The sequence below is a fragment of the Natrinema salifodinae genome (assembly GCF_900110455.1).
In the GTDB taxonomy this organism is placed as follows: Archaea; Halobacteriota; Halobacteria; order Halobacteriales; family Natrialbaceae; genus Natrinema; species Natrinema salifodinae.
Map to the genome: position 1 here is coordinate 201679 of NZ_FOIS01000003.1, position 24074 is coordinate 225752.

General features: G+C 63.7%; 26 protein-coding genes and 1 pseudogene. 10 read left to right on the plus strand and 17 right to left on the minus strand.

Translation table 11 applies throughout. The annotated features are described in order from the left end of the window. Positions 1-121: 121 nt before the first annotated feature. The 8 genes from leuB to BMY29_RS11095 form a co-directional block, all read right to left on the minus strand. Positions 122-1102 (minus strand): 3-isopropylmalate dehydrogenase, encoded by a 981-nt coding sequence (gene leuB / locus BMY29_RS11060; protein WP_049991272.1) that lies wholly within the window; start codon positions 1100-1102, stop codon positions 122-124. Positions 1103-1210: 108 nt separating this feature from the next. Continuing rightward, entirely contained in the window at positions 1211-1852 is a 642-nt protein-coding gene (gene leuD / locus BMY29_RS11065; protein ID WP_049991271.1) for a 3-isopropylmalate dehydratase small subunit, read from the minus strand. Next, positions 1849-3276 (minus strand): 3-isopropylmalate dehydratase large subunit, encoded by a 1428-nt coding sequence (gene leuC / locus BMY29_RS11070; protein ID WP_049991270.1) that lies wholly within the window; start codon positions 3274-3276, stop codon positions 1849-1851. Before leuC ends, leuD begins: the two co-directional genes overlap by 4 nt. Next, positions 3273-3584, minus strand: a complete 312-nt coding sequence (locus BMY29_RS11075) for a DUF7989 family protein (protein ID WP_049991269.1) — start codon at positions 3582-3584, stop codon at positions 3273-3275. The genes leuC and BMY29_RS11075 overlap by 4 nt, the downstream gene beginning before the upstream one ends. 28 nt (positions 3585-3612) lie before the next feature. Further along, positions 3613-4659, minus strand: a complete 1047-nt coding sequence (ilvC, locus tag BMY29_RS11080) for a ketol-acid reductoisomerase (RefSeq protein ID WP_049991268.1) — start codon at positions 4657-4659, stop codon at positions 3613-3615. After that, positions 4652-5317 carry an acetolactate synthase small subunit gene (gene ilvN / locus BMY29_RS11085; RefSeq protein ID WP_049991267.1) on the minus strand — a complete coding sequence of 222 codons (666 nt, stop codon included), beginning with the start codon at positions 5315-5317 and terminating at the stop codon, positions 4652-4654. The genes ilvC and ilvN overlap by 8 nt, the downstream gene beginning before the upstream one ends. Beyond that, positions 5314-7137: a biosynthetic-type acetolactate synthase large subunit gene (gene ilvB, locus BMY29_RS11090; protein WP_049991266.1), complete on the minus strand. Its 1824-nt coding sequence runs from the start codon at positions 7135-7137 to the stop codon at positions 5314-5316. The genes ilvN and ilvB overlap by 4 nt, the downstream gene beginning before the upstream one ends. Positions 7138-7472: 335 nt before the next feature. Continuing rightward, a complete protein-coding gene (locus BMY29_RS11095; RefSeq protein ID WP_081985493.1) occupies positions 7473-8720 on the minus strand; it encodes a LeuA family protein in 1248 nt (415 codons plus the stop codon). A gap of 496 nt (positions 8721-9216) precedes the next feature. Between BMY29_RS11095 and BMY29_RS11100 the strand changes: the two genes are divergently transcribed. Both BMY29_RS11100 and BMY29_RS11105 read left to right on the plus strand, forming a co-directional pair. Next, complete coding sequence (locus tag BMY29_RS11100) at positions 9217-9672, plus strand: ferritin-like domain-containing protein (RefSeq protein ID WP_049991264.1); 456 nt, start codon at positions 9217-9219, stop codon at positions 9670-9672. 89 nt (positions 9673-9761) lie between these two features. Next, positions 9762-10052, plus strand: coding sequence for a DUF5779 family protein (locus tag BMY29_RS11105; RefSeq protein WP_049991263.1), 291 nt, complete (start codon positions 9762-9764; stop codon positions 10050-10052). 78 nt (positions 10053-10130) lie between these two features. Here the strand turns inward: BMY29_RS11105 and BMY29_RS11110 are convergent, their stop codons facing one another. Further along, positions 10131-10817, minus strand: coding sequence for a VOC family protein (locus BMY29_RS11110; RefSeq protein ID WP_049991262.1), 687 nt, complete (start codon positions 10815-10817; stop codon positions 10131-10133). A gap of 79 nt (positions 10818-10896) precedes the next feature. Here BMY29_RS11110 and BMY29_RS11115 point away from each other — a divergent pair, with 79 nt between their 5' ends. Both BMY29_RS11115 and BMY29_RS11120 read left to right on the plus strand, forming a co-directional pair. Continuing rightward, the gene (locus BMY29_RS11115) at positions 10897-11577 is read left to right on the plus strand and encodes a hypothetical protein (RefSeq protein ID WP_049991261.1); all 681 of its coding nucleotides are present in this window, start codon (positions 10897-10899) and stop codon (positions 11575-11577) included. Between the two features lie 95 nt (positions 11578-11672). Then, complete coding sequence (locus BMY29_RS11120) at positions 11673-12101, plus strand: JAB/MPN domain protein-containing protein (RefSeq protein ID WP_049991260.1); 429 nt, start codon at positions 11673-11675, stop codon at positions 12099-12101. A gap of 66 nt (positions 12102-12167) precedes the next feature. Here BMY29_RS11120 and BMY29_RS21595 read toward each other — a convergent pair whose 3' ends face one another. Both BMY29_RS21595 and BMY29_RS11125 read right to left on the minus strand, forming a co-directional pair. After that, positions 12168-12299, minus strand: coding sequence for a hypothetical protein (locus BMY29_RS21595; RefSeq protein WP_275041256.1), 132 nt, complete (start codon positions 12297-12299; stop codon positions 12168-12170). Between the two features lie 128 nt (positions 12300-12427). Then, complete coding sequence (locus BMY29_RS11125) at positions 12428-12637, minus strand: ribbon-helix-helix domain-containing protein (protein WP_006186097.1); 210 nt, start codon at positions 12635-12637, stop codon at positions 12428-12430. A gap of 129 nt (positions 12638-12766) precedes the next feature. On the opposite strand from BMY29_RS11125, the gene BMY29_RS11130 reads away from it, so the two are divergent. After that, positions 12767-13096, plus strand: a complete 330-nt coding sequence (locus BMY29_RS11130) for a hypothetical protein (RefSeq protein WP_049991259.1) — start codon at positions 12767-12769, stop codon at positions 13094-13096. Positions 13097-13171: 75 nt separating this feature from the next. On the opposite strand, the pseudogene BMY29_RS11135 reads toward BMY29_RS11130, so the two are convergent. The 5 genes and pseudogenes from BMY29_RS11135 to BMY29_RS11155 form a co-directional block, all read right to left on the minus strand. Next, positions 13172-13843: pseudogene (locus BMY29_RS11135) on the minus strand (S-layer glycoprotein N-glycosyltransferase AglJ); the annotation flags it as partial. Then, the gene (locus BMY29_RS11140) at positions 13812-15602 is read right to left on the minus strand and encodes a TrmB family transcriptional regulator (protein ID WP_083402520.1); all 1791 of its coding nucleotides are present in this window, start codon (positions 15600-15602) and stop codon (positions 13812-13814) included. The pseudogene BMY29_RS11135 and the gene BMY29_RS11140, both read right to left, overlap by 32 nt. Positions 15603-15604: 2 nt before the next feature. Then, positions 15605-16465 (minus strand): carbohydrate ABC transporter permease, encoded by an 861-nt coding sequence (locus BMY29_RS11145; protein ID WP_074854781.1) that lies wholly within the window; start codon positions 16463-16465, stop codon positions 15605-15607. After that, on the minus strand, positions 16458-17396 hold the full coding sequence (locus tag BMY29_RS11150; RefSeq protein ID WP_049988752.1) for a carbohydrate ABC transporter permease: 939 nt from the start codon (positions 17394-17396) through the stop codon (positions 16458-16460). Before BMY29_RS11150 ends, BMY29_RS11145 begins: the two co-directional genes overlap by 8 nt. Before the next feature lie 25 nt (positions 17397-17421). Further along, complete coding sequence (locus BMY29_RS11155; RefSeq protein ID WP_074854782.1) at positions 17422-18852, minus strand: extracellular solute-binding protein; 1431 nt, start codon at positions 18850-18852, stop codon at positions 17422-17424. A 237-nt stretch (positions 18853-19089) separates the two neighbouring features. Here BMY29_RS11155 and BMY29_RS11160 point away from each other — a divergent pair, with 237 nt between their 5' ends. The 3 genes from BMY29_RS11160 to BMY29_RS11170 all read left to right on the plus strand — a co-directional run bounded on the left by BMY29_RS11160 (position 19090) and on the right by BMY29_RS11170 (position 21850). Then, entirely contained in the window at positions 19090-20121 is a 1032-nt protein-coding gene (locus tag BMY29_RS11160; RefSeq protein ID WP_049988921.1) for an NAD(P)-dependent alcohol dehydrogenase, read from the plus strand. 89 nt (positions 20122-20210) lie between these two features. After that, entirely contained in the window at positions 20211-20990 is a 780-nt protein-coding gene (locus BMY29_RS11165) for an SDR family NAD(P)-dependent oxidoreductase (RefSeq protein ID WP_049988754.1), read from the plus strand. Positions 20991-21166: 176 nt separating this feature from the next. Beyond that, on the plus strand, positions 21167-21850 hold the full coding sequence (locus BMY29_RS11170) for an HAD-IIB family hydrolase (protein WP_049988755.1): 684 nt from the start codon (positions 21167-21169) through the stop codon (positions 21848-21850). Between the two features lie 187 nt (positions 21851-22037). On the opposite strand, the gene BMY29_RS11175 is transcribed toward BMY29_RS11170, so the two are convergent. Next, on the minus strand, positions 22038-22394 hold the full coding sequence (locus BMY29_RS11175; protein WP_049988756.1) for a hypothetical protein: 357 nt from the start codon (positions 22392-22394) through the stop codon (positions 22038-22040). Between the two features lie 156 nt (positions 22395-22550). Here BMY29_RS11175 and BMY29_RS11180 point away from each other — a divergent pair, with 156 nt between their 5' ends. Further along, positions 22551-22919, plus strand: a complete 369-nt coding sequence (locus BMY29_RS11180) for a hypothetical protein (protein WP_049988757.1) — start codon at positions 22551-22553, stop codon at positions 22917-22919. A gap of 79 nt (positions 22920-22998) precedes the next feature. Next, positions 22999-24045 carry a 4-demethylwyosine synthase TYW1 gene (gene twy1, locus BMY29_RS11185; protein WP_049988758.1) on the plus strand — a complete coding sequence of 349 codons (1047 nt, stop codon included), beginning with the start codon at positions 22999-23001 and terminating at the stop codon, positions 24043-24045. Positions 24046-24074 lie beyond the last annotated feature (29 nt).

Below are 24074 nucleotides of genomic sequence, written 5' to 3' on the forward strand. Positions count from 1 at the left end.
CATACAACGATAGAGGGGCGGATCGCGTTCGCCTGACGACTGCGAGGAGGCGAACTGGGGGAAAACTGACGGCGAACGAAAACGAAAACGGCCGGAGCCAGTGTCGGACAGCGGGTCCGGGTTACAACCGATCGATGATCGCTTCCGTCACGTCCTCGGTCGAGGCGCCGCCACCCAGATCGGGCGTGCGCGGCCCGTCGGCGAGCGTCGCTTCGACGGCCTCGTTGACGGCCGCCGCCTGGTCGTCGTAGCCGAGATACTCGAGGAGCATGGCCGCGGAGACGATCGTCGCGGCCGGGTTCGCGACGCCCTCGCCGGCGATGTCGGGCGCGGTGCCGTGGACCGGCTCGAAGAGGGCGCGCTCGGGGCCGATGTTGGCCGAGGGGAGCAGACCGAGCCCGCCGACGAGGCCGGCGGCCAGGTCCGAGAGCACGTCACCGGCTAGGTTCGGACAGACGACGACGTCGAACTGCGTCGGGTCGAGACAGACCCGCGTCGCGAAGGCGTCCATCAGCACCTCGTCGGTCTCGACACCGTTCTCGTCAGCGACGTCGCGGACCGTATCGCGGAAGAGGCCGTCCGTTTCGCGCATCACGTTGGCCTTGTGAGCGACGGTGAAGCCGTCGTGCTCGTCGCCCGAGACGTAGTCGCAGGCGAACTCGGCGAGTCGCTCCGAGGCCGACTCCGTGACGACGCGGGTCAGCGTCGAGACGTCCTGAGTCAGGCGATCCTCGTGGCCCGCGTAGACGCCCTCCGTGTTCTCACGGAGGAAGACCAGGTCCGTCTCGGGGCGGACGGCGTCGACGCCGGGGTACGCCTTCGCGGGACGGACGTTGACGAACGAATCGACCGCGCCGCGCAGCGGGAGGATGACGTCCGCCGCGGTGTCGCCGGCCGCGCCGAACAACGTCGCGTCGGCCGACGCCGCCAGGTCGTAGGTCTCCTGCGGGAGTGCCTCGCCGGTCTCCGCTTTGACCGCGTCGCCGGCTTCGGCCTCGGCGAACTCGAAGTCGATGTCGAGCGATTCGAGAACCTCCACAGCGGCGGGCGTCACTTCCTGCCCAATCCCGTCGCCCGGGATAACGGCGATCTCGTGAGTCATACCCTACCATCTCGCGGCGGCCAAAAAGAGAGTGTCGATACAGCTGTCAGAACGGCGGTTCGCGTCGAAAACGACTGGACCGCCGAGTCGAGGGAGTCCGTCGGTCGGTTACTCGGCTTCGGGAATCGCCGCGTCCTCGACGTAGGGCAACTCCTCGGCCAGCTTAGCGACCTCGCCGGCGTTGGACTTCATCAGCGCCGTCGTATCCCAGACACCCTCGACGAGGGCCTTGCGCTGGGCCTCGTCGACGGTGACGTCGATCGTGGTTTCGCCGTAGGTGACCTCCTCGGCCTCGACGTCGATGTCGATCTCGCCGTCGGGGTTCGCGTCGACCCAATCCTGCAACTCTCCAATCGTCTCGCTGTCCGCCGTGACGGTCGGGATGCCGAGCGCCAGGCAGTTGCCCGCGAAGATCTCGGCGAAGCTCTCGCCGATGATCGCGTCGATGCCCCAGCGCATCAGGGCCTGGGGCGCGTGCTCGCGCGAAGAGCCGCAGCCGAAATTGCTGTTGACGACCATCACCGAGGAGTCCTGGAATCGGTCCTCGTTCATCGGATGCTCCTTGGGATCGTCGTTCTCGTCGAACCGGACGTCGAAGAACGCGAACTCGCCCAGCCCGTCGAAGGTGACGACCTTCATGAACCGCGCGGGGATGATCTGGTCGGTGTCGATATCGTTCCCGCGGATCGGGACGCCCGACCCCGACACGTACTCGACTTCGGGGATCTCGACCTCGCCGTCGTCGGTCATGCGGTGGTCACCTCCGCTTCCGGCAGCTCTCGAACGTCGGTTACTTCACCCTCGATCGCCGCGGCGGCGACCATCCGCGGGTTCATCAGGACGGTCCGCCCGTCCTTCGAGCCCTGGCGGCCGATGAAGTTCCGATTCGAGGAGGAGGCACAGGACTCGTCGCCCTCGAGTTGGTCCTCGTTCATGCCCAGGCACATCGAACAGCCGGCGTTGCGCCACTCGAAGCCGGCTTCCTCGAAGATATCCTTGAGGCCCGCTTCCTCGGCGGCGTCCTGGACGCGTTGGCTGCCGGGGACGACCATCGCGCGGACGTCGTCGTGGACCTCGCGGCCCTCGACGATCCGGGCGGCCCGCCGCAGGTCCGGCAGGCGGGCGTTCGTACAGGAGCCGAGGAAGGCCACGTCGATCTCGTAGCCCTCCATCGTGTCGCCTGGCTCGACGCGCATGTGCTCCTGGGCGCGTCGCGCGGTCTCTTGTTTGTCCTCGGGCAGGTCCTCGGGGGCCGGAATCGGGTCGGTGATGCCGATGCCCTGGCCAGGCGTGGTGCCCCAGGTGACGACCGGCTCGAGTTCGTCGGCGTCGATCCGGACGATATCGTCGTATTCGGCGTCCTCGTCCGAACGGATCGACTCCCAGTAGGGCTTGAGTTCCTCGAACTTCTCGGGGTTTTCCCGGAAGTAGTCGGTCTCCTCGAGCCACTCGTAGGTGGTCTCGTCGGGGTTGACGTAGCCCGCGCGGGCGCCGCCCTCGATGGACATGTTGCAGATCGACATCCGACCCTCCATGCCGAGGTTCTCGATGGCCTCGCCGGCGTACTCGTAGACGTAGCCGACGCCGCCCTCGGTGCCGAGTCGGCGGATGATCTCGAGGATGACGTCTTTAGCCTCGACGCCCTCACCGAGTTCGCCGTCGACCTGGATCTTGCGGACCTGCTGTTTCTCCATGGCGACGGTGCCCGTCGCGAGCACGTCGCGGATCTGGCTGGTCCCGATCCCGAACGCCAGCGCGCCGAAGGCGCCGTGGGTCGAGGTGTGGGAGTCGCCACAGACGATCGTCTTACCGGGCTGGGTGAGTCCCTGCTCCGGTCCGATGACGTGGACGATGCCCTGATCGCCCGTCGTCGGGTCGGAGAACTCGATGCCCGCCTCGCGGACGTTCTGCTCGAGTTCGGCCATCATCTCCTCGGCCGCGTCCTCCTCGTACGGGCGAGACTGATCGGCCGTCGGGACGATGTGGTCGACGGTCGCGTGGGTCAGTTCGGGGAAGGCGACTTCGAGGTCGCGCTCGCGGAGCATCCCGAACGCCTGCGGACTCGTCACCTCGTGAATGAGGTGGAGGCCGACGAACAGTTGATCCTGTCCCGTCGGCAGCGTCGTGACCTTGTGGCGATTCCAGACCTTGTCGTACAGTGTTCCCTCGCTCATTCCTCTACTACCGTGTCGCGATCCGTTCGCCGTTCGTGGTCGACGCCGCGCTCGAAGACGCGGTTCGCGTCGTCGGCGCGGTGTGGCGGCGTGTGATCGACGTCGCGCATCGTCGCGTCTGTCTCCGTGCCCGTGCTCCCGTCGGCCTCGTCAGTCTCGTCGGCCTCGTCGGACTCGGTCGCGGCCGGTTTACCACCGTCGGCGGCGACGATCGGTCCGCGGTTGAACAGCCGCCCGGCCGTCTCTCCCGTGGAGGGGTTGGTGTGGCTGACGTCGGCCATCGTGTCCGTCGTGTCGTTCTCTGTCATGATTTCGCTCTCGTTCTCGGTTTCGGTCTCAGTCGTCCGCCTGCATCCGGACGGACTCGTCCTCGGTCTCCTCTTCTTCCGCCCACGCGAACAGCGCGCGCAGTCGCTCGCCGACGTCCTCGATCTCGTGGTTCTTCTCGGCCTGGCGAAGCTGGGTGTAGGTGGGCCGGTTGGCCTGGTTCTCGGCGACCCACTCGGTCGCGAACTCGCCGTCCTGAACCTGCCGGAGGACTTCCTCCATGTTCTCGCGAGCGTGGTCGTCGATCACGGCGTCGCCACGGGAGAGGCCGCCGTACTCGGCGGTGTCGGAGACAGAATCCCACATCGCGCCGAGGCCGCCCTCGTACATGAGGTCGACGATGAGCTTCATCTCGTTGAGACACTCGAAGTACGCCATCTCGGGGCTGTAGCCAGCGTCGACGAGCGTGTCGTAGCCGGCCTTGATCAGTTCCGCGATGCCGCCACAGAGGACGGCCTGCTCGCCGAAGAGGTCGGTCTCGGTCTCCTCGCGGAACGTCGTCTCGACGACGCCGGCGCGAGTACACCCGATACCCTTTGCATACGCGAGCGCGCGCTCTTTCGCGTCGCCGGTCGCGTCCTGATAGACCGCGAGCAGCCCCGGAGTTCCTTCGCCGCTCTCGTAGTTGCGCCGCACCAGGTGGCCTGGCGACTTCGGCGCGATCATCGTGACGTCGACGTCCTCGGGGGGCTGGATCTGGTTGTAGTGGATGTTGAAGCCGTGGGCGAACTGCAGCGTGTCGCCCGCGTCGAGTTCGGACTCGATGTCGGCGTAGACCGACGGCTGAACCGTGTCAGGGACCAGCACCGAGACGACCTCTGCCCGCGAGGCCGCCTCGACCGGCGTCGCCACCTCGAGGCCGTCGGCCTCGGCCGCGTCGCGCGAGGACGAGTCCTCGCGCAGGCCGACGATCACGTCGACCCCGCTGTCGTCGAGGTTCTGCGCGTGAGCGTGGCCCTGGCTGCCGTAGCCGAGGACGGCTACCGTGGTGGTTTCGAGGTGCGATTCGTCCGCGTCGTCGTCGTAGTAAATCTCGGTGTTGAATTCGTCAGTCATCGTTGGCAGTCTGGTGGGTTTCGTAGTGCTGGTTCGCCTGGTCGGCGGTCGATGCTGCTCGATCGGTCGCGGCGGTGTCGTCGGTGCCGCGAGCCAGCGCCGTCGTGCCGGTTCGGGAGATTTCCCGGATGCCGAACTGGCCGAACGTCTCGATCGCGGCCTCGATCTTCTGGCGCGCGCCCGTGATCTCGAAGGTCGCGGTCTCGGGGCTGGAGTCGACGGTCGTCGCGTCGTACATGTCCGCGACGGCGTTGACCTGCGCCGGGTCCGCGGCGTCGACTTTCACCAGCGCGAGTTCCCGGCGCATCGCATCGGGCTCGAGTTCCCGCACCGCGATCACCGGCACCAGCTTCCGCAGCTGTTTCTTGAGCTGATCGATTCCGGGGTCGGGCTCCTCGACGACGACCGTGATCCGGGCGCGGTTCTCGTCCTCGGTGGGCCCGACGGTCAGGCTCTCGATGTTGAACTGGCGCCGGGAGAACAGCCCGGAGACGTCCGAGAGGACGCCCGGCTCGTGTTCGACCAGCGCCGAGATGACGGTGCGCCGGGGCTCGTGGGTCGCTTCGACCTCGGGGTCGATGCGAATGCCCTGTTCGTTGCGCCGTCCCTCGGGGCTCGGTCGCTCCTCCGGAGCCGGGCCGTCTAATCCGCGTCTCATAGCTGGTCCTCCGTCAATGCGAACTGACCGTTGTCGCCGCCGCTTGGCACCATCGGGTAGACGTTCGCCTCGGGATCGATGTGGACGTCGATCACCGAGGGGCCGTCGTAAGTCAGCGCCGACTCGATGGTGTCGGCGACGTCGTCGTAGTCGTCGATCCGGTACCCCTGCGCGCCGAAGGCCTCGGCGAGCTTATCGAATTCGGGCATCCAGCCGTAGTCCGACGCGGCGTGGCGGCCCTCGAAGAAGGCGTCCTGCCACTGCCGGACCATTCCGATGTACTCGTTGTTGAGCACGGCGACCGTGATGTCCAAGTTCTCGCGGACCGCCACGGACAGCCCTTGCATCGTCATCAGGAACGAGCCGTCGCCGTCGATGCAGACGACCTCCTGATCGTCGTCGGCCGCGATCCGCGCGCCGATGGCGGCGGGCAGGCCGTAGCCCATCGTCCCGAGACCGTGACTCGAGACCCAGGTGCGGGGCTCGGTGAACGTCCAGTACTGGCAGGCCCACATCTGGTGTTGGCCGACACCGGTCGTGACGATCGCGCGGTCGCTAGTGGCCTCGTCTAACGCCTCGACGACGAACTCCGGCTGGACCGGCTCGTCCTCGGGCGCGTCGTAGGCCATCGAGTAGTCGGACTTCCACTGCTGGCACTGCGCGCGCCACTTCGTGGCTTCCGGCGAGGCGTCGACCGCGTCGGCCAGCTGCTCGACGACGGTTTCGGCGTCGCCGACCAGCGGGTAGTCCGCGTGGATGTTCTTCGAGATCTCCGCGGGGTCGATGTCGACGTGGATGAGCTCCGCGTCGGGCGCGAAGGTCTCGATCCCGCCGGTTAGGCGGTCGTCGAACCGGGTCCCGATCCCGATCAGGGAGTCACAGTGGGTGATCGCCATGTTGGCGTACCCAGTGCCGTGCATCCCCGCCATCTCCAAGGAGAGTTCGTGGTCCTCGGGGAACGCGCCGAGGCCGGGCATCGTGGTGATGACCGGGATCTCGTGTTCGATCGCGAACTCCCGGCAGGCCTCGCTGGCTTCGCCCTTGATGACGCCCCCGCCCAGCAGCATGACCGGGCGGTTCGAGTTCTCGATCCGCTCGGCCGCGGCGTCGATGATCTCCGGGTCCGCCCGCTCCTGCACGCGGTAGGTGTCGGGCGTCTTCGGCTCGTCGGGTTCGCTGTCGGTGTCGGCCTGGGTGACGTCCTTTGGCAGGTCGACCAGGGTCGGCCCCGGTCGCCCCTCGCTTGCGAGCGCGAACGCCTCGCTGACGTCGGTCCCGACGCGATCCGAGTCGGTCGCGAACGTGTTCTCCTTCGTAACCGGCGTCGTGACGCCGGTGGTGTCGGTCTCCTGGAACGCGTCGTTGCCGACGAACTCCGTCGGCACCTGGCCGGTCAGCGCGACCATCGGGTCCGAGTCCATGTCGGCGTCGGCGATGCCGGTCACCAGGTTGGTCGCGCCCGGGCCCGACGTCGCCAGGCAGATCCCCGGCTCGCCCGAGACGATGCCGTAGGCGTCGGCCGCGTGGGCTGCGCCCTGCTCGTGGGCCATCGTCACGTGGTAGATGTCCGAGTCGTAGAGGGCGTCGTAGACGGGCATGATCGCCCCGCCCTGCACGCCGAAGGCGTACTCGACGCCCGCGTTTTCCAACGCGCGGATGACGGCCTCTGCACCCGTCGTAACGGGTTCGGTCGTCGTCTCGGACTCGACGTCGGGTTCCGCCGCGTCGGGCGCGGCGCTGTCGGTGATCTGCTCTTGGCTCTGGTCGTCTGCCTGTTCCTCCGCGTCCGCTGGCGTGACCTTTGCTGCGCGTTCGCTCATCGGTTGTCCCCTGCCGTTGTGCGGCGAACGGGTGTACGGGTACGGTAGTGTGTCATCTGATGGATTACTGATCGCTCGGAGAACGATACGGCGAATTCGGGTCCGAAGCTGCGAGGTACAAAGTGAGGGGCTAGAACGCCCCTACAATACGAATCGGAGCGAACGCGCCGCTGCCGGCCGGGCGAACGCGAGCCGACAGTCGAGCGCGGACCGTCATTACTGTTGATGTAGCTCTCTCGAGGGTCATAATCCTTACGAGTGGTGCGGGCTCGGGTCCGAGCGCTCGAGCGCGACAGCCGAGGCTCGCGACCGGTGGCAAACGGGGAGGACATCCCTCAGGCGCGCACCTCCTCTTCCTCCTCGCGCCGGCGTTCGATGCCGGTCTCTTCGGCGAAGCGCTCGAGGTCGCTGACCGTGACCCGGCGCTTCTCGGCCCCGTAATCCTTGACACGGCGGGTGACGGCCCGCACCTGGTCGTCGGTGGGGTCGAACCCGCACTCGACGAGCCGTTCGCGGACCGAGTGGGTGCCGGTGTGCTTGCCCATGACCAGGCGGCGCTCGGCGCCGACCATCTCGGGGGTCATTACGCCGGGCTCGAAGGTGTCGGAGTTTTCGATGACGCCGGCGGCGTGGATGCCGCTCTCGTGGGAGAAGGCGTTGTCGCCGACGACGGGCTTGTTGCCCGGCGTCGGGACGTCGCTCTTCTCCGCGACGATCTCCGAGAGCTCGGTGATGCGCGTCGTGTCGATCCCCGTCTCAGTCTGATACAGGGACTCGACGGCCATCACGAACTCCTCGTAAGCGGCGTTGCCGGCCCGCTCGCCGATAGAGTTGACCGACACCTGGGCCTGGTCGGCCCCCGCCTCGATGCCCGCGAGGGCGTTGGCGGTGGCCAGGCCGAAGTCGTCGTGGGCGTGGACGTCGATCCGCGCGTCGGTGTGGGCCGAGACCTTCTCGATCATGGCCCGGAACCGACCGGGGGTGGCGACGCCACATGTGTCGGGAATGTTGATCCAGTCGGTTCCCGCCTCGGTGACCGCTTCGATCACCTCGATCAGGAACTGTTCGTCGGTTCGGGTCGCATCCATCGGCGAGAACATGCAGGTCGCGCCCGCCGCTTTGATGCGTTCGACCGACTCGACTGCGCGCTGTACGACTTCCTCCCGGGTGGCGTGCATCGAATCCTCGATCTGGACGTCGCTGGTGCTGACGAACGTGTGCACCATCTCGACGCCGGAATCGAGCGCCGCTTCGATATCCTTGTCGACGACGCGGGCTAAGCCGCAGGTCGTCGAACTGGTGGACGAAGCGATATCACGAACGGCCTCGAACTCGGCGTCCGAGTTGACAGGGAACCCGGCCTCGATGACGTGGGTCCCCATATCGTCCAGAACGGACGCGATCTGCCGTTTATCGTCGTAGGAGAACGAAGTTCCGGGTGACTGCTCGCCGTCCCGGAGGGTCGTATCGAAGACACGTGCTGACTCTATTTCGTCAGTGGAATCTAACGTGCCCTGGAAGAACTCGACCCCCCTGACTGGTGTCAGAGGACGGGTTGTCTTGTGCAGACATTGTATCTGCATCCGACGTGCGACTGCCTATATAAATATACCGCCTTCGTAGCATACGGATGAGAGGAAGAAATGCTATAATCATCAGTGATAGTCAAAAACCGCACGACGTAAACGGCCTAATATTGGTAGGTATTCCCTATTACGATATGACCTAGTCGCGACGGTTGGGCTGATCACGCAGCTGAAGACGCGAAATAAACGGGCGCGGGGGCGTTTGACGAGGACGGGTCGATGGCGCGCGGTCAGCGATGGACGTTCAGTCAGTGCCCGCGACCGCAGATCGGTCGAAGCGTCTACTCGTCCAATTCGGGGAAGCGTTGGAGACATCCGTTCAATCCGGCGGCGGATTGGGACGGCAAGCGACGGCGTCACCGCCGATCGGTGTTCGCGCTGTTCGGTCGCCGACGCCCGCGTGCTGGCGACGAACCGTCCGTTCAGTAACTGAAAACGACGAAGCAGGCGCGCGTGTCAGGATTTTATGTTCGGTCGTGGTAGGGCCCCGCGCATGACGACCGACGAGATCAGCACCCTCCTGACCGAGGCTTACATCGACGAACTCGAGACCGTGATGAACTACCTCACCAACGCGATCGTCCTCGACGGCATCCACGCCGAGGAGGTCAAGGAGAGTCTCCAGGAGGACATTCAGGAGGAACTCGACCACGCCCAGATGCTCGGCGAGCGATTGAAACAACTCGACGAGTCACCGCCAGGCTCCGAATCGTTCGAGGCGAACCAGCACAGCCTCCAGCCTCCGGAGGACACGACCGACGTCCAGTCGGTCATCGAAGGCGTCCTCGAGGCCGAGAACGACGCGATCGAGACCTACCAATCGCTCCACGAGGCCGCGTCCGAGGCGAACGATCCCGTCACGGAGGACGTCGCGGTGACGATCCTGGCCGACGAGGAGGCCCACCACACCGAGTTCCGCGGCTTCCAGAAGGAGTTCCCACAGGACTGAAGACGGGTGGGTAAGGGCTGTACACGGGTACTTGGGGACTCCCGTCGGACGAGAGGAACGTTTTTCTCGCCCCGGTCCAACCCTCGCGTATGAGCGATTTCGACCTCGACCTCCGGGCCGTCGAGGAGCACATCGACGACGAACTCGAGATAGAGGGCAGTATCCTCCTCGGCGTGCTCGACGGCACGACGCCCGGCGACGAATGGCTCGACGCGATCTCGAAGGGCAACGTTCTCGTCCTCAACGTCGAAGGCGACGTCAACGAACTGGCCGCGGGCTTCGCCCGCGACGTCAAGGAATCCGGCGGCAGCCTCGTCCACTTCCGCGGCTTCCTGCTCGTGACGCCGCCTGGCGTGGACGTGAGCACGGACCGGCTCTGAATCGGATTCGCCGTTTTCTCTTCCCTCGCCGAATCGTCGCTCGAACCGTCGACCGGATGCGACGCTCGCTCGTCGCCGTCAGGCCGACGTAAACGTCAGGAAGTGCCCGTCGGGATCCCGGACGACGACCTCGTCGTCGCCCTCCCGCTCGACGGACCGGACGCGATCGCCAATCGCCTCGAGCGCCGCCGCGGGATCGTCCGTCGCGAAGCCGAGGTCGACGTGGACGCCGCCGCGGGCGTCGGCGATCCCCAGATGCGGTTCCCAGAGTTCCAGCGCCATCGGTCCGTGGAGCCGCACGCGCTTTCGGGCGTCGCCCACGTCGACGGTCTCGAACCCCAGATCCTCGTAGAACGCCCGCGAGCGGTCGAGGTCCTCGACCTCGAGGACGACCTCGAAAATCCCGTCGATCCCCGGCCCGGCTACGTCCTGCTGGCCGAGTTCGACGCAGTTGCCGTCGGGATCGTACAGGTACAGCGACCGCGCGGAGCCGAACTGCATCTCCTCGAGGTCGTACTCCTCGCCCAGGCGATCCCACCAGGCGTCGTACTCGGACTCGGGGATCGAGAACGCGTAGTGGGTGTGCAGCCCGCCCCGCGGGACCCCCTCAGGTCGTCGGAGCACGAGGTCGGTGTCGCCAGCTGCGAACGCGAGTTCGTTGGCTCCGCGCTCGCGGACGGGGAGGTCCAGCGTCTCCGCGTAGAACGCCTGCGCCGGGTCGAGGTACTTGACCTCGAGGGCGAGCCAGGCCAGGCCGGATAGCATAGCCGTCCGTACGCGCGGCGGCGGCATAGAAGCTTGGCCCCCGCCGACGTTTATAGACGAACGGCCCGTAGGAGTCGGTATGAGCTTCCGCGTCGACGAGCGCGCAACCGACTACCGCGAGATCGATCGCTTCGAGGGGGGCGTCGGGTGGATCGCCCACCCCGAAGAGGAGATGCAACGGGCCAGCCACGCCCTCGAAGTCGACGGCGAGGTCTGGGTCATCGATCCCGTCGACGCCGAGGGGATCGACGACCTGTTCGCCGAGTTCGGCGACGTGGCCGGCGTCGTCGTCACGCTCGACCGGCACACGCGCGACGCCGCCGCGATCGCGGACCGTCACAGCGTTCCCGTCTACCTTCCCGAGTTCTTCGAGGGGGTCAGCGAGGACGTCGACGCCGCGGTCGCTCGCTTCGGCGACGAACTCTCCGACACCGGGATTCGCGCCCTTCCGGTGCTGAACAACCGCTTCTGGCAGGAGGTCGCCCTCTACAACTCGGCCGACGGAACGTTCGTCGTCCCCGAAGCGGTCGGGACGGCCGACTTCTTCCTGGCCGGCGACGAGACGCTGGGCGTCCACCCGATGTTGCGACTGACGCCGCCGCGAAAGCTCCGTCAGGTGGCGGCGAGACGACTGCTCGTCGGCCACGGATCGGGTATCGCGGACGGCGCATCGAGCGCCATCGAGAACGCCATTGCCAGTTCTCGCAGGCAAGCCCCGCGGCTGTACGCATCGACCGCCCGGGACCTGCTCCCGATCTGACGGGCTCACCTGCCGCTTGGCGGCCAGACTGGCGGCGCCGTGAGACACCGGTCGCCGGGGCATACATCTAACTACTCTCCGCCCAAAACAGCCCTGTGGTCTACGTCACCCGCGCGCTCGTCGACGTCCTGCTGGATCTGGCCAGCGAGGCCGATCCCGACGACGTCACGACCGGCGTCTCCATCACACCCGCAGGCGACCTCGAAGGCGCCGGCGCGGACGGACTCCCGCCCGAGACTCCCGTCTTCACGGACTTCTTCCTCCCGGATCCAGGCAACCCCGTCAACGCCGTCTTTGGGGTCGACCTCTCGACGCCCGCCCGCCAGGCGCAGGGTCGGTTCGTCTCCCATCCCGTCGGCGAACTCGCCGTGACGCGACGGGACGACCTGGCCCAGGTGGTCTTCGTCGCGGTCCCGCCGTGGACGCTCGGCGAGCGGTCGTTCGCCGCGTTCGATCGAAGTGGCGAGCGCCAACCCCTCGAAATCGTCGACGCCTCGCCGCCGGGACAATCGCTGGCGGAGTGAGTCGAACACCGACCCGCTCGAAAATACGGGAGACGGAACGGCGGGACCCGGGACCGGACGTGGAAATCAGGCCCTGGTGGTTACCGGCAACTCGTCGTCACCGATGATTCGGTCGATGATGCTACCGGGACTCCGCTCGCGTCGCTCGTCGTCGGACCCCTCGGAGTCCTCGGACGGGAAACGTGGAATGTGCGGCATTCATCTCGCCCTCCGTGCGGCGCTAGTCGCTTCGAGCCGGAAAAACGCTGCCCCGTTGGGGACGCGCTACGGCCGGTCCCCGTCGAACGAGTCCGTTCGCCACCGGTCCGACGTGTCCCGCTCGCGGCTCACTCCAGGTAGCCCAGGCCCCGGAGCTGTTCGGTGATCTCCTCGAACTCCGCCTCGGTGAGTTCGCCCTCCTTCTGGTGTTGGATGACGATACTGCGCAGCAGGAACCGGACCAGGTCGCTCGTACTCTGGAAGCTCGTCCCCTCGATGGTCTCCTCGACGCGGTCCGCCAGGTCCTTCGGGATCGACACCGTGGTGTACTCGGTCATACGCCATACTCCGTCGCGGTCCTCAAATGAGTGTCGACAGGTCGACCGCGAACGCCGGTCGCAAGCCATCGATCGTCGCCCGTCTCCGTAGGCATTTTTATATCCGGCTGCGTACCGGGAGGTATAGGTATGGGAGTCCGGCCACCATCGAGCGGAGACGACGAGGAGCCCGAGAGCATCGAATTCGGCATCGCCGCGGTCGACGTCCGTCTCAAGGACGCCGATCTCTCGTTTCCGGCCACGAAAGCGGACGTTGCGGCCGAGATCGGTCACGAGCGCATCCCGTACGACGTCCACGGAAACGACGTGGCGCTGAGCCAGATGCTCGAGGAAGTCCCGACGAACGAGTTCGGCTCCCGCCAAGAACTGTTGAACGAACTCCACGGACCGTTCGAGGAGTACCGACGGAACCGTTCGAGCGGGGTCGTCGCTCAAGTGCGGTCGCTGTTGCCCTTCTGACCGCACCAATCGCGACCTTCTCCGGCCGTCGATCCCGGCGATCCCAGCCGTCCGTTCTCCCGTCTCCCGCCCGCTTTAATCGTCGCGCGCCTCGCGAGCGATCCGCTCGAGCCGCCGCCGCTGCTCGCGGTGGAGGGTCACGAGCATGTCCGAGAGCACGCCGAACATGATCAGCTGGACCCCGAGCAGAATGGCGGCCGCCGCGGCCAGCGCCATGATCTCGTGCCCCTGGCGGTACTGGATCCACTCCCAGAGGACATAGGTCGCGATACAGCCCCCGGAGATGATCCCGCCCATCCCCAGGCTGCCGAAGTAGAACAGCGGGTTGTTCGTCTTCGCGAGCGAGTACAGCGCGAGCAAAATCGTCCCGCCGTCCTTGACCGGATGCAGGTTGGTCTCCGACTCGTCGGGCCTGGCGCTGTAACTGATCGGGACGACGGTGGTATCGATTCCGTGTTTGACGCACTCGACGGCGAGTTCGGTCTCGATCGTGAAGCCGTCGGAGTCGAGCGACAGGCGATCGAACGAGTCGACGGTGAACGCCCGGTAGCCGGATAGGATATCCTCGTAGTTGGCCCCGTGGACGAACCCGAACGCGCGGTTGATCAGCCGGTTCCCGAATCCGTTCAACGCGCGCATCGCGTCGTCGTCCATGTCGGCAAAGCGGTTGCCGATCACGTGCTCGTACCCCCGCGAGAGGGGCTCGATCATCTTGTCAGCGTCTGTCGGGTCGTACGTCCCGTCGCCGCCGTATATCCGCGGGATCAACGAAGATTGACGCCGGCGGATCCGACAGGAGTGGCCACAAGTCTCGACGAATGCCGTCCCAGATCGTCGGCATCATCGGGAGGTTTGCCCAGTAACCGATTCCGAACAGCTTTGCACCGTCGATGGCGTCAGCTAGCGTCTCCAAGCCGACTTTGTCACAGATCGTTTCCCAGTCGACGGTCGGATGGTCACCCGTATCCATTACCATTAGCTTGCCGTCACGGAACTCCACCGCGTCGGTAATCGTCGGCTCGCCGACGGTCAGAAGCTGATACTCCTGAAACTCGTCTTCGAACTCTTCGCGGGGCGGTTCGCCGAAGGTACCCACGAGCGTCGGTTCGTAGCCGAGACGACCGAACGCACGTGAAAGGTGCGAGGTGAGGCCGCCACAGCGGGTTCCGGTCTGGGCCCACTCATTCGTAAACGAGGTGTTCGTGGCGGCAGACTTGCTGATTCGTACTCCGAGCTCGCCGAGCTCCTCGAGGCGGTCGAAGTCGTTCGGTCCGTTCCGCCTGTCCACCATCTGCCTGACGTTGTCGATGAACCCGTCGAATCCGAACGTCAGCTTCCCGGTTGTCGGCTCATCGGGGAGCGCGTGACGGCAGGCCTCGAGGTGCTCGGCGGTTTCCTCGTCCAGTTCTTGAGCCGCCTTGCGCGCTTCTCGCCTATAGACAGTTAGTGCCTCACACCCATAATCTTCGAGCGTTGCCTTCCAGCCACCGACCGTGGTGATCCCGTCCTCTCCGTCGATGTCGAGTTCGAGGTAGGCTCTGACGTCGAAGGGCGAGTAATAGTATCCCGTGAGGATTCCGCGTTTCGTGACGTTCTCGTGGGTCTCGACTTCGTACCCCTCAAACTCCACTTCGAACGCCTCGACAGGGGCAGAGCGCGTAACCTCCTTTAGATCAGCGAGGCAGTTCCGCATCCGAGCGTACCGTTCGGGAAAGGCGATTTCCGCTTCCCGTCCTGCCGCAGGCTTCGCCAGCGACCACATCGACACATCGAGGAACCGATCCAGTTCGAACGCGAGTTCTGGATTGGTGATGCGGAACCCCTGCTCTTTCGTCGTCATACCGGTCTTCGAGACATCGGGCCAGAAGAACGCCTCATCGCGATCACTGGTAACGACCAGCGACTCGTTGCTCTTGATTCCCCTGACCCGATCCACGGCATCGGTGATCTCGTGCGGAAGTTCGATCGTCTCTTCACCGATTGCGTCGTCGTCGAGATTCGAGATGATAAGCTGTGTTTTAACGTCTTCACGGTCGGCGAGGTCGTCGAAGAACTCGGAGAGCATCTGCTGAGGGGCGAGCATGAAGACGCTCTCCTCCGCGCTCTGGACGACGTCTCGGATGTGTTTCTCGATGGACGCTCTACTGTGGAAAAGACTAATTCCGCTAGTAACCTCCTCAACCGTCTGGTGAAGGTTCGCCAGCTTATCACCGGCCTCCTCGAGGCGGGAGGCGAGCGGATCGATCGTCTTCGCCGGATCGATCGCGTATGCTTGTTGGGGATACTTGTCGATAATTTCAACGAATCCTCCATCGCACAACGCTTCGACGACCGTGTAGACGCGTTGTTTCGGGATATCGCTGTGTTCGGCGATCTCGGTCATCGTTTGCTTTCCGTAACGGACCAGCGTGAGGTAGACTGTCGCCTCAGAGGCGGACATACCGGCATTTTCCTCCAACGTTTCCTGCAGATTTGGTCCGTCAACTGCGTCTCTTTGGTCAGGCATGGTCACTGCTTCATTGCCCCCATCGTTAAGCCACTAACCAGGTAATTTTTCACGATCAGCCCGAAGAGAACCATCGGCGTGAGGATGACGACACCGATCGCCATGACTTGACCCCACAATGTGCCGGTCTGCGTGACGAGCTGTGCGGCAGCGACCGGAACAGTCTGCGTCTCGCTGTTGGTGAAGATCAGCGCGAACAGGAAGTCGTTCCAAGCGAAGACGATCGATATGATCGCCGTCGCACCCATCCCCGGGAGGACGAGCGGGAGCGCGACCTTGTAGAACGCTTGCCAGTGAGTAGCGCCGTCTATCCGCGCAGCTTCCTCAAGCGCCTCTGGAACCTCGTCAAAGAACGAACGCATCAGCCAGATAGCGAACGGAAGGTTAAACGTCGTATAGGCGATGACGAGCCCGATTCGCGTGTTCAGTAACCCCGCGTACTGGTACAGGAAGTACAGTGGAAGGATGACGACCGCGATCGGCGCCATTCGGGTGCTGATGATCCAGAAAGCGAAGTGCTTCTTTCCTCTCATCCGAATCCGTGAGAGACCGTACCCACCGAGCGTCCCGAGGCTGACAGCCACGACAGCGGACGCAACTGCGACGACGATGCTGTTAAGAAGGTACTTCGTCAGTGGATTCGCGCCGAACAGCAGCTCCGCGTAGTACTGAAGTGTGGGTTCGAAGATCAACTGCGGTGGCATCTGGAACATTCCGGAGCGAATCTTTAGCGACGAGAGAACCATCCAGATGATGGGTACGAGCGTCCAGACGACGAATAACCCTAACACGAGGTAGGGACCGGCCTGGCCCAGAATTTTGTGCCAGTTCAGAGACTGGTCTGACGACGTTGCGTCACGCATCGTCGCCAGCACCTCCCATGACGGACTCGGTGAAGAATATCCCGAGCAGAACTGTCACGATGAGCATACCGATGCCCATCGCTGCGCCGTAGCCGAGATTGTAGAATCGAAGCGACTCCTCGTAAACGAGAAAGCCGATGATCTTCGTCGAGCTCGCCGGGCCACCGCCCGTCGTAATGAAGATCTTCGTGAAGTACCGGATAAGATCCATCGAGCGTAATAACAGGGCGATCGCCAGTGCGGGTTTGAGCATCGGCAGCGTCACGTACCGGAACTCCGTCCAAAACGTCGCGCCGTCCACGCGAGCCGCTTCGTAGAGTTGTCGGGGGACAGCCTTGAGTCCGGCAAGAACGATGAGCACCACGAGCGGTGTCCACTGCCATGTGTCCATGACGATAACCGCGATGAGAGCACTCGGTTGTGACCCTAATATCGGACTCTCCGTGAACAGACCGATCTGATTGAGGAGCCACGTATAGAGGCCGAACGACGGATCGAGAAGGAACTGCCAGAGTAGCCCGACAACCACGGGTGCAATCATCATCGGCATGATGATAATACCCGTCAGTACGTTCTCACCTCGCGAAACGCGATCCAACAGCAACGCGATAGCCGTTCCCAGTGTGATTTGCAAGGAGAGAGCACCGACGATGTAGAACACCGTCACCTTCCATGAATTGGCGACAGTGCTGTTGAACATCGCCTGGTAATTTTCGAGGCCAACGAACGTGGGTTCGTGACCGGGCAAGAAGTTGACCTCCATAGCGGACAGCCATAGTAGTGCGATCAAGGGGACGATGCTGAGTATTCCGAGGACGAGAACGCTCGGCGCTAGCAAGAGGCCCTCGAACGATACCGGCAGTCTATCGACGATCGGCCCTTTGGTTTCGGGCTCATCGCCGACGAACACATCTGACTGTTGAGTTGCCATAATGGGAAACGTCAGTTTGGAGGGATTACAGCGTGTTCGACCACTGTTCGTCGACGGCTTGCATCGCTTCTTCCGGCGACTTGTCATCACTGATCATCGCCGAAAGCTCGGAGTAAAGCGCCTCGTTAAGTTCTAGCCACTGGGCTGGTTTCGGACGCATCCCGACGTACTCTTCTTCCCACGCTTCCTCGACGGGTGGGACAACGTTGGGGAACTCGCTTTCCTCCGTGGGCTGTTCGGCGGCCTCCGTAACTGCATCGCGCTCGTACACCGAGTGGCGTGTTGGTGTCCCGCCGGCCATCTCGAGTGCGCGCATCTGGATCTCTGGGGAGGTAGCCCAGACGAGGAACTTCCAAGCAGCCTTCCGTTCGGCATCCGACGCGTGAGAGTTGATTGTGATTCCCGCACCGCCGTAGAGGTTCACGGAGCGCTCGGGTCCCTGGGGGAGCAGCGCCCAGCCGACGTCTTCGGTGACCACGCTCTGTTCGGGGTCGGCGAACATTCCGTTGAACTCGTGCCATTCGGGCGTCATCGCGATTTCTCCTTGCGCGAATGCCTGTCCGACGCCGTCCCAAGTCCACGAGGTCGAGCCAGGGTGGGCAATATCGAGCAACCGGTCGTAGAACTCCGCAGCCTCGATGCCTCGTTCCCCCGAGAGGTTAGGCTTTGGATCGTCGGACCATCCGTGGTCGACACGGCCGCTGAACCCTTCAACGTCCTCTCCGCCGTACGCCCAGAGGACGTTATGGAAGTCACATTGCAAGGAGTCGTGCTGCTGAGCTTGGTGACCGGTCCCGTAGTCGACTTCGTCGACGTTCTCGTTGATCCACTCCGCCATCTCGTAGTACTCTTCCCAGGTTCGCTCCCTGCCCGGTTCGAACGGGAAGCCGAGATCCGCTTCAGCTTCGTCCTTGTAGTTCTCGATGATGTCTGTGCGGTAGGCCCACAGCATCGTTGGGCAGTCGTATGGGAGGCCGCGAAGTTGGTTATCGCCGAAGTACCCGCACGCATCGAGGTGACTCGCGATGAAGTCGTCAGTTCCGTTCGGAAGGTCCTCGAAGTCGTCGGACTCGATGTACGGATCGAGCGATTCCATGTCCGGGTAGTACCGGGAGCCGACGATGTACGGATCGGCGTAGAAAACCTGAATGTCTCCGGTTTGGCTATTTATGTCGCTTGCAAGACGTTCGGAATAGTTATCGAACGGTGCGAGCGTGATATCGACTTCGATACCCGTCTCTTCAGTAAACTCGCCGATCAATTCATTTACCGCTACGCTTGGTGGCGTCGCTTCCGAAATGAAACTGATCGAGGAGGCTGGTTCGATATCGGGGTCGGGAAGCCCTCCCGCTTCGTTATCTTCGCCGAGACACCCTCCGAGACCTGCGAGGCCGGCAGCACCACTCGCTCGTATGAAAGTACGACGATCGATACCTGGTCTGTTATTATCTATCATTCGGATCGAGCCTGTGTGAGTCATAATCACACTCATTAATAAAATTTATCGTGGTTACATAGCAGCAGTTTATGGCCAAAATTCTCCGATTCAACTCGTATTAACCCAGAATTCAATATATCGGAGTGAATTGAATTGTTCCATACATTTGATTGTATATGTAACTGATTAACGTCAATGATAGCGACTATGAATTATCCCTCATGTTTTTATTGAATGGAAAAGTCTGACCAGCCGATGCGTGCCGCAGTACTCACTGATCCGGAGGAGTTCGAGATCGAAGAAAGAGAACGGCCTGAGCCAGACGCAGATGAGGTTCTCGTCAAAATCCGTAATGTCGGTATCTGTGGCTCAGATGTCCACTACTATGAACATGGCCGAATCGGCGACTTCGTAGTTGAGAATCCGCTCGTCCTTGGCCACGAGAGTGCGGGAGAGATCGTTGAAACAGGTGCTAATGTCAATGGATTCGAAGCCGGTGACCGCGTTACTCTCGAGCCAGGCGTCCCCTGTCGGCGTTGTTCTCACTGCAAACGCGGTGATTACCACCTCTGTCCCGACGTCACGTTTATGGCAACGCCGCCTCACGATGGCGCATTTTCGGAGTACGTTGCATGGCCCACGGACTACACGTACAAACTCCCCGAAAACATCTCGACACGAGCGGGAGCGCTCTGTGAACCGCTCTCTGTCGGCATCCATGCATGTCGACGGGGTAACGTCGGAACCGGTGACACCGTTCTCATTACGGGTGCGGGACCGATCGGTCTTCTCGCGATGGAGGCCGCACGTGCGGCCGGCGCGACGGATGTCATCATCACCGACATCGTACAGTCGAAACTCGAATTTGCAAAAGAACGTGGCGCAGACCACGCTGTCAATGTCGCTGAAACAGACCTCGAGACGGCGATCAACGAATACACGGACGAGAGTGGCGCCGATGTCGTCATCGAAGCTTCCGGGGCCGAACCCTCCGTCAAGTCGACGCTCGACGGCGTCCGTCGTGGGGGGAACATCGTATTCGTCGGACTCGCCAGCGAGTCAGAGATCCCACTCGACGTCGTCGACATCATCAACAACGAGCTCGACGTGTACGGCTCGTTTCGCTACAAGAACACGTATTCGACGGCGGTGAAACTTCTCGCCGACGGTGTCGTGGACGTCGAGGGTATTATCGACTTCGAGCGGGGATTGGACTCGATCGACGAAGCCTTCGAACGTTCGATGAAGCCGGACGTCATCAAAGGCATGATCTCAGTAGATCGTTGATCAATGGCGATTATCACAGCGTCAATTCGGCCGATCGCACGCGGAACCAGAATGGCTAGATATGACTGACGGATGCGAAACCACATCGAATGTCCATACTTGATTCATTTCGCTTGGATCAGCGCACTGCAGTCGTAACGGGCGGAAATCGCGGGATCGGGAAAGGAATCGCCACAGCGCTCGCCGATGCCGGCGCGGACCTCGTCGTGGCGAATCGTGACCGGGACTCCGGCGTCGCTGCAGCCGAGGAAATCGCGGCCGAAACGGGCGCTGAGACGCTCGCGGTTCAGATGGACGTAACCAATGAGGACGACGTGGCAACAGCGGTAGAAGCTATCATCGACGAGTACAATTCGATCGATGTGCTGGTCAACAATGCTGGCATAACGGAGAACGTCCCTGCTGAACGGATGGATCCCGAGGACTGGCAACGAGTAGTTGACGTCAACCTCACCGGCGTGTTTCTCTGTTCGAAACATGTCGGTCGCCGGATGATCGATGGCGATGGCGGATCGATTGTCAATGTCTCGTCTATCTCGGCTTTCATCGCCAATCATCCTCAACCGCAGGTAGCCTACAATGCATCCAAGGCGGGTCTCGAAGGCCTCAAAACCCAACTAGCCTCAGAGTGGGCGAGGTACGACATCAGGGTCAACAATATCAATCCCGGTTACATCCGCACCAATATGGTCGAGGACGTTCTCAAAAACGATCCCGAGATGGCCGAAGAGTGGAAACGAGAGATGCTCCTCGACGAGATGGCGCGTCCAGAATCGATCGGGGCGCTCGCCGTGTACCTGGCATCGGAGGCCTCGTGGTACATGACGGGCGAATCGATCTCTATCGATGGCGGGTACACCGTCCGCTGACCGCTCTATGGGGACCGACACGCGCATCGATAATCTGCTGTAAGCCCTGCACTTGAGACGAGTGATCCGATAGAGACGCCATTATCGACGTACACAGTTGAGACTGTCGAGTAACAGCGCCGTTGTACTCCGGTTCCGAACCGACTCTTTTAATCCTGGATCCACGAACGAGGAATATGACAGCCGATCCGCCGCTCGTTCTCGACATAGATGGTACCCTGACTCGCCCCGAGGGGTGGGGCATCGATCCCCGCATCTTCGACCCGCTGCGCGAGTGGGACGCCCCCGTCGTGATCGCCACCGGGAAGGCTTTCCCCTACCCCGTCGCCCTCTGTCACTTCGTCGGCATCCCCGAACTCGTCGTCGCCGAGAACGGCGGCGTCGTCTACACTGGCGACGACGTCTTCTTCACCGCCGACCGCCAGGCGGCCCAGGCTGTCGCCGAAGAGTATCGGGCCGCCGGCTACGACCTCGGCTGGGGGGAAGAGGACACGGTTAACCGCTGGCGAGAGACCGAAATCGCGGTCAACCTCGAGCAGCCGATCGACCCGCTGCGTGAGATCGCCGCCGAGTACGGCCTGGAAGTGATCGACACCGGTTACGCCTACCACGTCAAGGACGCGGCTCCGAACAAGGGCGACGGCGTCGAGACGATCGCCGACCGTGTCGGGATCGACCTCGCAGACTGCGTCGCCGTCGGCGACTCGATCAACGACGCCTCGACGTTCGAGGTCGTCGGCCGGAGCTTCGCGGTCGGCAACGCCGATCAAGCTGCGACGGAGGCGGCCGACGACGTCCTCGACGAGGTCCACGCGGACGGCGCGCTGGCGGTGCTCGAACGGGTCCGCGGGGCGGTGTAGGAGTCACCGGTTCGGGACCCGGGATCCAGTGCCCGGCTCCGTCGGACGCATCGGACGCGTCGGACGGCGGGCCTGGTCGGGCGCGAGAACAGCAGGGAACCGAGGTCACGTCGCGGACCGCAGACGGCGCTGAGAGGAGGAGCGGAGATCCCCGCTCGCCGCGGACCGACGAGAGAGGCGAGCCGCCCTACTCGGAGCCGCCGCTATCGCCCGAATTGTCGGTGAACTCCTCGGTCTCCGACTCGGCCGACGACTGAACGTCGTCCATGTCGAACGTCGAGCCGATCCGGTCGGCGTCGATCGACTGATCGAGGGTGTCGCGGTCGGCCACCGCGCTCAACCCTTCGTTCTCGACCGCGGACCGGAGTTCGTCGGCGTCGATCGCCGAGTCGACGTTCTCGGAGTTCGCGGCCGATTGGAGGGCTCGTCGGACGATGACGTAGCCCGCCAGGGCCGCGCCGCCGGACGCAATCGCACCCGGAATTCCGTAGCGCCTGTACCCGAACGTGACCGCCTTCTTACCGATGGTGTACGCGCCAATCATGGACGATGTTTGCGCCGGAACGGGCAAGAGAGCGAGGCTTTCGTACGGAAGCGAGCGAGGGGCGAAGCAAGACCCATCTCGCCGTCGACGGTGGGACGGTTTCGCCCGCGAATCGCCTCTCAGAACGCTTTTCCCCTCGTTCTCGTAACTCGACGTATGGCTTCCTTGCAGGGGATCGCGGGCGCGGTCCTCGGGTTCGCGGTCGTCCTCGGCTGTACCGGCGTCGTGTACCGAGACGCGCGCCGGATCGGCGTCTCGCGGCCGCACCTGTGGGCGGGGTTCGTCTTCGTCACGTGCGGCGGCGGGCTCGGGATCTTCCTCTCGCCGCTGGACGTGCCGGTACCAGGCCTGCTCGTGATCGTCATCGCGGGCCCGGCGCTGTACCTGTTCGAGCGCGACGACGCGAGACACGGGGACGAACCCGCCGACCCGCACGTTCTCCCGGACGGCCGCAGTGAGACGGCCGACAGCGATGGCAGCGACGGCGACGAACGGACCGCGAACGAGCGACGGTCCGACGGCTAGCGAGCCGATCCGCGACGCCCGCCCGACGGGCCCGGGACACCACACACCTTTTGCCCGCGCCCGCCCAACGGCCGTCAACATGAGCGACTCCGCGAATTCCGGGGGCGACGGCGCGAGCGCCGACGCCGAGGCGGGTCCCGACGGCGACGCCGACCGCACCGGCGGCCCGGCTCAGGTCTCGAGCCCGGACTATCACAGCGAGAACCACACGGCGGCCCAGACCTGCGGCTGGACGGCTAACGCCATCCGCGGCGAGGGCAAGTGCTACAAGTACATTTTCTACGGCATCGAGTCCCACCGCTGCATCCAGATGACGCCCGTCGTCAAGTGCAACGAGCGCTGCGTCTTCTGCTGGCGCGACCATCAGGGCCACGCCTACGAGATGGACGAGGTCGAGTGGGACGACCCCGAGGCGGTCGTCGACGCCTCGATCCGGCTCCAGAAGAAGCTCCTCTCGGGTTTCGGCGGCAACGACGAGGTCCCCCGCGAGGTCTTCGACCAGGCGATGGAGCCGCGCCACGTCGCCATCTCGCTGGACGGCGAGCCCACGCTCTACCCCTACCTGCCCGAACTCATCGAGGCCTTCCACGACCGCGATATCACCACGTTCCTGGTCTCGAACGGCACTCGCCCCGAGGTGCTCCGGGAGTGTGACCCGACGCAGTTGTACGTCAGCGTCGACGCCCCCGAGCGCCACACCTTCGATCAGGTCGTCGGCGCGATGGAGGACGATTCCTGGGAGCGGCTCCTCGAGACGATGGACGTCCTCGCGGAGAAAGACGAGACCCGGACCGTCCTCCGGACGACGCTCGTCGACGGCGAGAACATGCACCACCCCGACTGGTACGCGGGCTTCTACCAACAGGCCGATCCGGACTTTATCGAGCTGAAGGCGTACATGCACGTCGGCCACTCGCAGGGGCGGCTCGACCGGTCTTCGATGCCCGACCACGAGGAGGTCGTAGCGTTCGCCGAGGACGTCAAGGAGTACATGCCCGCGTTCGCCGAGTGTCGGGGCGTCCCGGCCTCCCGCGTCGCCCTGCTCGCGAAGGAGAAGGACACCTGGGTCCCGAAACTGAAGAAGGGCAGCGAGTTCTGGGAGCGCGATCCGGTCGTCGGCGACTGACCGAGATCCGTCGCAGTACCTACCGGGAC